Origin of the sequence: Shewanella sairae, assembly GCF_023283535.1 — a bacterium.
Taxonomy (GTDB): Bacteria; Pseudomonadota; Gammaproteobacteria; order Enterobacterales; family Shewanellaceae; genus Shewanella; species Shewanella sairae.
Genome location: NZ_JAKILT010000089.1, coordinates 1 through 10,981 on the forward strand (window position 1 = coordinate 1; position 10,981 = coordinate 10,981).

The 10,981-nt window shown below is 41.1% G+C and carries 10 protein-coding genes and 3 pseudogenes; 8 read left to right on the plus strand and 5 right to left on the minus strand.

All coding sequences use genetic code 11. The annotated features are described in order from the left end of the window. The 3 genes from L2748_RS22060 to L2748_RS22070 all read right to left on the minus strand — a co-directional run. On the minus strand, positions 1-304 hold a 304-nt coding region (locus L2748_RS22060; RefSeq protein ID WP_248957753.1), incomplete at its 3' end, for an IS110 family transposase. Between the two features lie 103 nt (positions 305-407). Further along, a complete protein-coding gene (locus tag L2748_RS22065) occupies positions 408-3,782 on the minus strand; it encodes an Ig-like domain-containing protein (RefSeq protein WP_220783129.1) in 3,375 nt (1,124 codons plus the stop codon). Positions 3,783-3,835: 53 nt separating this feature from the next. Next, positions 3,836-4,849 (minus strand): OmpA family protein, encoded by a 1,014-nt coding sequence (locus tag L2748_RS22070; protein WP_220783130.1) that lies wholly within the window; start codon positions 4,847-4,849, stop codon positions 3,836-3,838. A gap of 715 nt (positions 4,850-5,564) precedes the next feature. On the opposite strand from L2748_RS22070, the gene L2748_RS22075 reads away from it, so the two are divergent. Continuing rightward, positions 5,565-6,389, plus strand: coding sequence for a LysR family transcriptional regulator (locus tag L2748_RS22075; protein ID WP_220783131.1), 825 nt, complete (start codon positions 5,565-5,567; stop codon positions 6,387-6,389). A gap of 86 nt (positions 6,390-6,475) precedes the next feature. Next, positions 6,476-6,871 carry a response regulator gene (locus tag L2748_RS22080; protein ID WP_246616273.1) on the plus strand — a complete coding sequence of 132 codons (396 nt, stop codon included), beginning with the start codon at positions 6,476-6,478 and terminating at the stop codon, positions 6,869-6,871. 74 nt (positions 6,872-6,945) lie between these two features. Here L2748_RS22080 and L2748_RS24665 read toward each other — a convergent pair whose 3' ends face one another. After that, on the minus strand, positions 6,946-7,092 hold the full coding sequence (locus L2748_RS24665; protein WP_220783133.1) for a hypothetical protein: 147 nt from the start codon (positions 7,090-7,092) through the stop codon (positions 6,946-6,948). A gap of 139 nt (positions 7,093-7,231) precedes the next feature. Here L2748_RS24665 and L2748_RS22090 point away from each other — a divergent pair. The 6 genes and pseudogenes from L2748_RS22090 to L2748_RS22115 all read left to right on the plus strand — a co-directional run. Next, positions 7,232-7,420 (plus strand): annotated as a pseudogene (locus L2748_RS22090) (IS3 family transposase); the annotation flags it as partial. Between the two features lie 60 nt (positions 7,421-7,480). Next, positions 7,481-7,771: a hypothetical protein gene (locus L2748_RS22095; protein WP_220783135.1), complete on the plus strand. Its 291-nt coding sequence runs from the start codon at positions 7,481-7,483 to the stop codon at positions 7,769-7,771. A gap of 126 nt (positions 7,772-7,897) precedes the next feature. Continuing rightward, entirely contained in the window at positions 7,898-8,254 is a 357-nt protein-coding gene (gene tnpA, locus L2748_RS22100; protein WP_220783136.1) for an IS66 family insertion sequence element accessory protein TnpA, read from the plus strand. Then, a complete protein-coding gene (tnpB, locus tag L2748_RS22105) occupies positions 8,251-8,601 on the plus strand; it encodes an IS66 family insertion sequence element accessory protein TnpB (RefSeq protein ID WP_220783137.1) in 351 nt (116 codons plus the stop codon). Before tnpA ends, tnpB begins: the two co-directional genes overlap by 4 nt. An 83-nt stretch (positions 8,602-8,684) precedes the next feature. Continuing rightward, entirely contained in the window at positions 8,685-8,828 is a 144-nt protein-coding gene (locus tag L2748_RS22110; RefSeq protein WP_220783138.1) for a hypothetical protein, read from the plus strand. A gap of 62 nt (positions 8,829-8,890) precedes the next feature. Further along, positions 8,891-9,988, plus strand: a pseudogene (locus L2748_RS22115) (IS3 family transposase). A 755-nt stretch (positions 9,989-10,743) separates the two neighbouring features. On the opposite strand, the pseudogene L2748_RS22120 reads toward L2748_RS22115, so the two are convergent. Continuing rightward, positions 10,744-10,981, minus strand: a pseudogene (locus tag L2748_RS22120) (hypothetical protein); the annotation flags it as partial.

Here is a 10,981-nt window from a genome sequence, read left to right on the forward strand (position 1 = left end):
TTGATGCTTCCGCTATTGCATCAGCATCGATGTAATCATTTTTATTGGTTTTGACGTAAGGCTTTACGTACTGCGGAGGAATGAGCTTTACTTGGTGCCCTAGGGATTGGCACTTTCGAGCGAGCCAATGTGAGCCGCCACATGACTCCATGGCTATGATTGTTGCGGGTGTTTGAGCTAAAAACTCAATAAGTTTTGCACGAGATAAGTGCTTTCGAAATAGCTCTCGACCATGATAGTCATGAGCAACAAGATGAAAAGAAGATTTGCCTAAATCGATCCCAATTACTTTAATAGTAGACATGATGGTTCGCCTCTTTGATTGCCTAACCCTAAGGTTAGCTTAGGGGTGAGGCGGACCATCTAATTAAGCCCCGCTAAATGCGGGGCTAAAATACAATATTAATTTACATTATTTGTTCGAAACTGAACTTAAGTGCAGCCTCGATCTCGCTTACTGCCTGAAGTCGATTAGAGCCCCATGAAACAATTGAACCATCCTTTTTGTGAGCAAAAAATACTCCCCAGACTCGTTCGACGGATATCACATCTGTAATTACTGGTGATGGAGGTGGGTTATCAAACACCCCCCAAGTTACAGCTGTGCCATTACCTTTCAGCGCTACAAAGCCATAAGTTCCAGGAATAATATCAATAACTCCTGAAGATAGATGCTCTGAAACGGTTGAACTGTCGGCTCCGTAACGAGAATTACCTAATGTTGATACTGCACCAGAATTAGTTAATGTAGCTATAGCATAGTTATTCTCTACAAATTTTTTAACATCATTTTGTGGCAAACTAATAGTTATATCCCCAATGTTCCCCCACGCATAAAATTCACCATTTGACTTTCTAGCTATCAAAGCGGCATCTAGCGCAGCAACTTCGGCAACACCAGAGGTTAATGCCTCCTTGTTACCACCCGCACCATCAGCCTTATCTCCCCAACTAACAGCGCTGCCGTCTTTATTTAGGCCGATGTAAATTCTAGCCCCCCATGTAAGGGATGTTACATCTGTAAACCCATCTTTTACATCATTAAATAGTTCATAATCGGAGTTATCAAAAGATGACCCCCAACGTACAATTGAACCATTATTCTTGATGCCGAGCCAAGTGTGTCCATCACTTAAAATCTGTTTTATTCCTCTTAATTCAGGGTTGTCATCTGGTGTTGCTGTCTGGTCGTAGAAGTCGTAGCCCCACGAAGCAACATCACCATTAGCATTTAAAACCGCAAACCCCCAAAATGAGTTTACAATTGACTTTACGTTTGCCTCTGCTGTTGTATAAGGCTCAACGTTTGATGGAATGTTACCCCCTTTGTCGTAAGAACCCCATGCGAAAACACTGTTATCAGTTCTAAGGACTGCGTTAGAATTTCCAGTTCTTACAACTTTTGATGCGTTTCCTTTATCTGCAGTTGTAGGGGAACCTGTGCCACCAAAAGCCGAGATGTCATTATTATTATCAATTAAAATAAATCCTGTGCTATCAGGAATAACTTCTTTTATGTTATTCACCTCGCGATTAGCAACACCGGGAGCAGTTCCAAATGTCTTGAATACTCCTGTATTATACAAAATACCTGTGTTTTTTAAGTCAAATGTATAAACGACTTGCTTAGCTAGTCTTGGAGTCATGGCATAAGTTGTACCTTTCTTTACCAATCGGCCATACGCATCCATCCCTACGACCTCGAGCCTAACATTAAAGCCCACATTCTCTGCGCGATAGGTGTAAGTTTTATCCGTACCAGTCACTAATCCATTTATCACCCACCTGTATTGATACTTGGTGTCATCGCAGCGAGCACAGGTCACGTTAGCGGTCAGAACTCCACCAATAGTTGGTGTTCCCTCTATCGTCAACTCTGTGATTTCAGGCGCTTCAGGCGGAGTAATGTCAACCGTAACAAGCCCTACCGCTTCATGAGCGGGACTGTGTTTATCTGTCAGCTTATAAATGAACTGGTCAGTACCGTATTTGCCAGACGCTGCGGTATAATTCAACGCGTTTGTAGCGGGATTAACCGTAACCGTTCCTAATCTTGCGCCAATTGCTGTTACAGAGGCAATATCTCCAGCTGCCGCACCAGTAATTTTGTCCTGCCAATTTAAAGACCCGCCAGTTACTCCAGCCCCAAGGTCAAACGACTGTGTAATATGTCCCGCAGTAAAACTGTGCGCTGCGCCTGCACTAGGTTTATAAGAGGTAATGGCGATAACCCCTAGTGTCTCGTGTTCACCGTCTGACACGGTGTAGGTTAATATGTCTGCACCGATAAAGCTGTTTGGCACATAAGTCACGACTTGACCTGTTAATGTCGCTTTCGCTTTGTGACTAGAAGGTACGTTATTAATTCGTAGATTCGAAACGGTTAAATTGTTATCTGACGTTTCTGCGTCAGAAATATAGTCAGCGAGATTAATTGTTAACGATTTAGTGAATTCTGTTTTTAAATTCGCAATTACGGTCTCTGGGGCGTTAGGGTTGCCTGTTACCATCTCAACAGTCACAGTGCTCATGGCATAACCACCCTTACCATCTGTCACAACGTAAGCAAAGGTGTCTTTCAATCCTTGCGGTGGGTTAGGGATGGTGTAGCTGACTTGTAATGGACTGTTTGCAACCAATTGCGCATTACCATTCGCGCCGATAACCGATACGAGTCGTAACGTATCACCATCTGCGTCTTTTACATTGTCACTGAGGTCAATTTCTAAAGGTCGAGTGTCGCTGTCATCTACATTTGATAACGTCAGCGGCGAAGCTGTTGGAATTTGATTGCTGCTGTCGGAGCCGTTACTGACGGTCAAAGTCACAGTGCCTGTTGCAAATCCTTCTCTACCATCGCTAATCACATAGGTAAACTGGTCTATACCTGTGAAACTTCCTGGAGTATACGAGATAGTTGTGCCATTAAAGGTTGCACGACCGTTCCCGTCGAAAATTTCAACAATACTCAGTTTATCACCGTCAGCATCAAAAATGGTGTCTTTGATGTTGTTTTTAACGAGGTCAATTTTCCATACTGGCGTCAGTACTGAATTGATATTGGCATGAATGTCTTTTGCTGTAGGCGCTGTATTAGGTTTTGTAGGATTAGCATCTTCACTAGTCACCACAATATACGCGATATCGTAACCGCCATGACTATCCTCTACACTGTATGCTGCAGAGTCAACGCCCACAAAGCCATCAGGCTTAAAGGTGACGATGCCATCTTCTGTGCCAATGAAACGACCTGAGCTGCTGACAACATGGCTGATTTTCAGTGAATCACCATCGGCATCACTGATAAATTTGGTTAAGTCGATACCCAGATTTTTGTTGTTTTTTGTCTTTTCAGTGACATTGAGAGCAACTGGAGCAATATTATCCCCGGTCATATCACCATGCACGGCGACCAATACTTCAGAAGACGCCGTTTCCCCACCACCTTTTACGGTGTAGTGTAGTGATGTCACTCCAGCGGCTAATGCTTCATAATCAAAGGTATGAGCCTGAATATTTTCTACACGGCCAAGCCCTTCAGCGTCATTTACGCTGGATACAGTCCAAGCAGCGATATCAAGTGCTGTTACAGAGTCAGATAAATCAACGGTTCGACGCTCATCAACTTTCATTTTTAATGTTAACGGTGCAGCGACTAATGATGTTGGTGGCGGAGTGGGCGGTGCCGGTTTATCTAAATATCCCGTATCATCTCCGCATCCGATAAGCGCAAACATTAACGATGTGCCAATTAAGCTCTTTGTTAATAGTGTTGTTTTCATTATTTTCATCTCCGACGCGATATTTCTCATTTGCGTCATTTAAAATACATTCGTCATATTACAGCAGGGGACTTAATTTCAAATGGCTGAACAACCATTTCCACCCGTCGGTTCATTGCGCGACCTTGCTCGGTTTTATTATCTGCGACAGGAGACAGTTCTCCTTTACCAAAGACGTTAATTCTGTCTTTATTAATTCCCTTAGCGACAAAAAAGTCTGCAACAGATTGCGCTCTTCGTTCTGACATCCACTGGTTATATTTTTCAGAACCAGTGTTATCTGTATGCCCTGTAATCGTTATAATCGAATCAGGATATTGAACGAGAAAAGCCAACGTTTTTTCAAGCGGCTTAGTGCTGATTAATTGACTGGCGTTATGAGCAAAAAGAGCGGCTGCATCCGTTCCTGATACGATGAATGTTTGAGTTTCAATAGGCTTTGCAATTTCTTTCTCAACAATCACTTCCACTATTTTTTCTTGAATGATAGGAGTCGGCTTTGGTGTAAAACCAAATCGCCAACTCACACCAACCGTGGCAAGGTGATGGTCTGTGAAGCCTGCTGCGGTATCGCCTAATGATTGCGTGAACTGGTATTCAGCGCGCAGAGCTAGATTATCCGTTAACGCATAAGATAGGCCCGCACCAAACACCGGAGAAAACCCCTCGTTATCAACATTATTTAGGCCTTCAACATTGCTCACCCATCCCGCACCGCCCATTGTCAGGTAAGGGTATAGACTCTGAGTCACTGGATAGCCCAAGCGTGCGCTAACAACGCCTTGTTGAATATCACCAGAGATAGCACCTTGGTTATAACTGGCTTTCGCCTTTCCTAAGTATTGGTAAGCAATTTCAGTAGAAAAGTACTGATTAAATTGATAACCAAGATGTAAACCGCCGGCTAAACGATGGCGCGCAGCATCATAAGCTGCATCGTTACCACCATTAGCGTAATAACCTTGACCAATATCAACGCCGGTATACCAGAAGCTGTCTGAACCGTCGGCAACAGCATGCGATATAGGTACCCCACAACATAAAGCAAAAAATAGTAATTTTTTCATAAAACACCTCTCGAAAGGTTCGATTAAAATAACGTAAAAAACTAAAGATAATAAAATCATTTGAAAAAAAATGGGAGGGAGTTTGCATCTAAAAATAACCGTTAAGTTAACACTCCCTAAAGTGAGTGATGGAGGGTTTACCTATCTAGCCAAAATAAGAGACTATGGATCATTTAAATAAATTGAAGTCCGTTTCACCCTTCTACCCAATTAAATAATGTCCGTTTAACCAAGGGAGCGCCTAAATTAGCAAGGGCTAAATGAGTTATTTTTGTGTATGATACATCTAAAGCCGCAAGTTGGCAGCTTATATAATTTTATAGAGGAATAAGAATTTTTTATTCAGGCATAAATAAATAGATTGACAATCTATGTCGCGACCAAATAAATTGGTTGTTATTAACAATACCTATATTAAAAAAGAATACATATTCCTTAATTTCCAGAGCATCGCTTACCGCAAAATGTTATCCTGAACCCCGCAATATGCATTATAGGTCGGTATGATATTGATTGGGCTTGAGGGCCCCTTGTCAAAGTGGGGGGCTGTATTGATAGAAGGTAGCTGTTTAATGGTGCTTATTGAAGAAGTGAAACTATGGAGCGTTCCTATTTATTGATGGTTTGGTTTACTTAAGATCATCCGTACTTTTAACTCATTAGAGTTGTGAAACTTTAGCTTGCCACAAAAAACGAGCATTGACTGTATATAATTATGGACTACAAACTATTTAAAACCTTTATAGAAGTTAGTAAGTATAGGCATTTTGGTCGAGCAGCTGATAGCTTGCATTTAACACAAGCTGCTGTTAGTTCAAGAATAAAACTATTGGAGCAGTATTATAATAGAACATTACTCAATCGGGGAGGTGGGCAGGTAACGTTAACCACTTCAGGAGAATTGCTCTATGGATATGCAACAAGAGTTATGTCTATTTTAGAGGAAACAAAAAAAGAGTTGCTTCATGATACTCATGAAGCAACTGAACTTGAGATTGCCGTCTCACCAAATGTTTTACACACTGATTTTCAGCATAAATTAGTGGGTGTTACAGAAGGGTTAAGTGCTTGCTGCGTCTCGGTTAGTGTTTTAAATCATGATCAAATTAGAAAGGGATTGATTTTAAATACATTAAGCATCGTATTCTCCTTCAACCGGGTTTATCATGATGATTTTTTCTGCAAAAAAATATCAAGCGTTACTCTAGTGCTGGTTTCAACAAGTAATGATTCTTCTGTAGAACGGCATGTATTTATTGATTGGGGAGATCACTTCCTCATGGATTTCTCTAAAAGACACCCTTCGATGACACCAATCTTTAGAACTGAGTCTGGATATTTAGGTTTGCAATTTATTTTAGATAAAGGAGGTAGTGCTTATCTGCCGTTAGGGATGGTTCAATCTCATTTACAAAAAAAGAACTTATACAAAATTTTAGGTGTTCCAGAATTATCTTACTTCATGTACATTGGATACAATAAAAAGTTATTGCCAGAGACCGTTACAGATAAATTAGCACATCTTCTGAATGTATATTAAATACTCAATAACAAGCAGTAATTTATAGCGAGTCGAAGGATGCATATTAACGTGGGATGATTCATCAGGAGGTAGAGGTGGAAAGGATGGTTAGGAACTTATCAGTGCTTTTAGTTGAGGCCTCGAAAGTTCAAAGCTTGTTTATATGTAAACAATTAAATTCAATAGGTGTTGTGAATATTGAGCATGTTGATTCAATATTTGCCGCAAAGAAAAGTTTAAGTAATTTTATTCCAGAGCTTATAATTAGCTCCATGTATTTTCAAGATGGTTGTGGCATAGAATTTATTGAATATGTAAAAAATGTATACCAAAACAGTATTGCTTTCGTACTTATATCTAGCGAACAGAACTCTGAATTACTTAATCAAGTAAAAACCGCAGGTTCGGTCGCCATTCTAACTAAACCATTTAAGTTAGAAGAGCTTGAAAAGGCACTAAATTTGGTTCTGTTACAAATTGATGAGTTAACTTTGGATTAATAATTTATACAGGTTCTGTCGCAAACTAAGATCTTGCCATTATATTTTAAGGAGGCGGGATCTTTCAGACCCAATTATGTTGCTAAAGAGTAAATTTGTTCGCATTGTGTCATATTTTCAGTGGTTTTCATTTGCCCTTGCTTAATAATTACCCAAAGTTCAACGCCAGTAAGCATTGATTTGGCATATTCCCAAGCATTCCAACCCAAACATTGATGCATCTTTCCTTTCGCTTTCCGAAGGCGCTGTTTAACAATATTCTTTCAGATATTTAACTGTAAACATGTCAACCATAAACAGCGTATATCCTGATAACCAATGTCCCATCCTGAAATAAGTTGACACTTTGGAGACTTATTTATGAAACACTCAGGTGTAATCCCCAGTAAACGTACACAACGTGACTACACGTTAGGCTTTAAATTGGCCGTTGTCAGCCAGGTAGAAAAAGGCTAACTAACCTATAAACAAGCTCAGGAGCACTACAGTATTCAAGGTCGAAGTACCGTTCTGACATGGTTGAGAAAGCATGGTAGATTAGACTGGACATAATTTTTACAAATGGAAGCGTCTGGTTACGCTTCCATTCAATAGCGGCGACAATTATATATGAATCATACAATTCAAAACCCAAATATCTGTGATAACTGCCAACCAATTAAAAACTATTTCCTCTATGATACTGGTGTGTACGGCTTGTGCGGTAAGAAAGGGGAATGTATTGATGCTGAGTTAATAGCTTATTATAGTAAGGCCGGTATCACTGATGAAGAATTCATTTGGCTCAAGTTGCCCAGGCTTCGAGGTTGGAACGCTCACGCAAAAGAGGGCATTGATACACCTTCGTTGTCCTGGTCTGAAATAGAACGAGAAATTAAAGAATCTCTTAGTAACAGCTAATCCGGTTCCCCCTATTCCTACCTAATTTCTGCCCCAAAATCGTTTTGTGCGTAAGCGGCCAATTAACCCCACATTCCAATAACAGCGTACTTTTGCCAAGCTACCTCAAACTTTAAGAGGTAACTTATGACTCCATCCTTGATTAACAAACAACAATACTGGCAAGACATTTTTACCCAATTTGAACAAAGCCAACTCACCGTCACGGCTTTCTGCAAACAGCACCAGCTCAACACCTCCACCTTTTACTTGTGGCGGAAACAACTTGAGGCTGCCGATATTATTCCCTCAAATTTACAAGCAAACTTAGTGCCTGTCACTGTTATACCTGAACAGCACTGCGTCAAACATGTAAGCAATAAAGCTGATAATTCAGCCCCGCCGTGCGTCACTATCAGCACTCCAAACGGGTACCAACTCAGCCTTCCTTGCGAATTACCGCTTACGCTCATCCAGCATTACTTGCAGGTGCTACCATTATGACCCCGAACAAAGGGCTCTACTTGGTGACCGGCACCACTGACATGCGTAAATCCATTGATGGTTTGTCGATGATTGTCGCTGAGGGGCTTGAGCTTAACCCGCTTAGCCAAGCATGGTTTATCTTCTGCAACCGGCAGCGTGATAAGCTCAAGATTTTGTTTTGGGATACTAATGGATTTTGGCTCTACTACGGCCGACTTGAACGCGGTCGATTTAAATGGCCGAACTCCGCAGTTGAGGCTAGGACCATAACCATCACTCAACGAGAATTGAACTGGTTGTTATCAGGCTTGCCACTACAGCAAAACTTGGCCCATAAACCGCTAACAGGGAAAAATGTGGGATAGCTGTCACTCGATCGCATTTTGCTATTGCGCGATCGTTTTTGACTGGCAAACTAGGGGCGTCCTCAACAAAAACAATCCTTAGTATGACTAACACACCTGATGATATCGACACGTTAAAACGGCTACTGCAACAAGCCTTGCAGCAAAATCAGGTGTTTGATACGCGTAATCAGGTGCTCGAACTTGAGTTGCCAGCGCTAAAATCCGAACTGAGTGAAGTGGCATAGTTAATTTGGCCATCCATTAAGAAACAAATATTATGCTTAGGGCGTATACATTGGGTGACAAAATGACGAATAAAACACGAGCAACATATACTGCTGCAATTAAGCTTGAAACCGCACAGTTTGTGCTTGATCAAGGTTATACACAAGAGGAAGCAGCAAAAGCTATGGGCGTTGGCAAATCAACTGTCAGTAAATGGGTGTCACAGTTAAAGCTTGAGCGTCGAGGCATAGCCCCCAATGCCTCGCCAATGACATCTGAGCAGATTGAAATTCGTGAGTTAAAGAAAAAAATCGCGCGCATTGAAATGGAAAAAGACATATTAAAAAAGGCTACCGCTCTCTTGATGTCGGACTCACTGAACAGTTCTCGATAATCGAGAAAATTCATCAAGCAGGGCGTTATCCTATCTCAGTTTCATGTGATGTATTTGAAGTCCACCGTAGCAGTTATCGTTACTGGCTTAAGCGCGATAGAACAATGAACACAGCGCAAGTTCTCTTGGAAACAAAGGTTAAGGATATACACGCGCAAAGTGAAGGCTCAGCAGGAGCCAGAACTATTGCAGCCACAGCATCGCTATAAAAAATCAGGAAATGAATACACAGACATCCCCCATTTACTCAATAGACAATTTGATGTTGTTGAGCCAAACACGGTTTGGTGTGGCGATGTAACCTACGTTTGGACTGGCAACCGTTGGGCCTACTTGGCAGTTGTTTTAGATTTATTTGGCCGCAAGGTTATCGGCTGGGCGATGTCGTATTCACCGGATACCACATTGACACTAAAGGCGCTGGATATGGCGTATGAGTGCCGTGGTCGCCCGCAAGGATTGATATACCATAGCGATCAAGGTAGCCATTATACAAGCCGAAAATACCGACAGCGCTTATGGCGCTATCGCATAAAACAAAGCTTATCTCGACGTGGTAATTGCTGGGATAACGCCCCAATGGAGCGATTTTTCAGAAGTCTTAAGGTGGAATGGATACCAACTGCAGGCTACCGCAGCTTTATTGAAGCAAAGCATCACATCAATGATTACATCATTAGATATTACAACAACGTTAGGCCACATCACTACAATGCAGGTCTAACACCAAATGAATCTGAGCAAAGATATGCATTAGATTCTAAGTTAGTGGCCAATAAAACTTGACCACTTCAGGGGGCGTTTGACTACTATGTCACAACACTTAAACAGCATTAAATATAAATTTTTACTAGGCTAGTATTCATCTTATGAAATATTTATGCAGCATTTGAACGCTGCATAAAGTACAAAGTGTTGCGTTTCATGTGGCGGAGGGGCAATTACCCAAACCAGACAAACAAAGGGGCTTTAATTAAAACCACCCACGTTTCCCCCCTGTATCACTAGGTTGTCGCAAAATATACGACTAACTCTAACACTGGTATCTTTGAAAGTTTTGAGTTGAGTATCGAGAGGTTGTTGACTGGTTGATACTCTTGTGTAATTAAAAATAAGCGCGAAATATCTCTTAAATAGATTGTTGGACAGCAAGTGTCTATTATCTCTGAATAACGATTTAATAGAACCACTTGTGCTGCTAAGGCGCTCATAGCCGTTAAACTAAATGCACTCTGTTATATAAGAGTGTAATGTTCCATGTTGATTTTTCTTTCATTTAATTTGGGTTAACATTATCCGATTAAAATTATGATTACACACTCTCTTCCCTAAAAGTTTGAGCTAGAGTTCACTCTTTTACGGTTCTATCAGCAAACTGAGGCTTTGTTGCAATGCTCAATCTCTTTTGTCTTTGAATGTGATCAGGCCACTTGATAGCTATTTAGGCATACCGAGGTAAGTGAAGCGATTTAAAATAGAACAACCTAATAACATTTCTTGACTTTGGTTCTTTGGCTTTCGACTGTGAAGCTTATTGCCGATTATTTCTTGTACCTCTGCATCGCGGTTTCAGATACATTTCGCCGGCCATAATGCCGTCGTTTTTGCCAGTTCATTATCCCAGCAGCTGAGCATTCTATTAAATTGCTCATTCGCTTGGAATGGTGGCGATTGTCTGCAAAAGTATAGTCTTTCGGCGGGATAATAATCTCTGCATTAGGTGAGTGTGAGTCCAACGTTTGGAAAACGGCATTGGTATCGTACATTTTATCTGCTGTT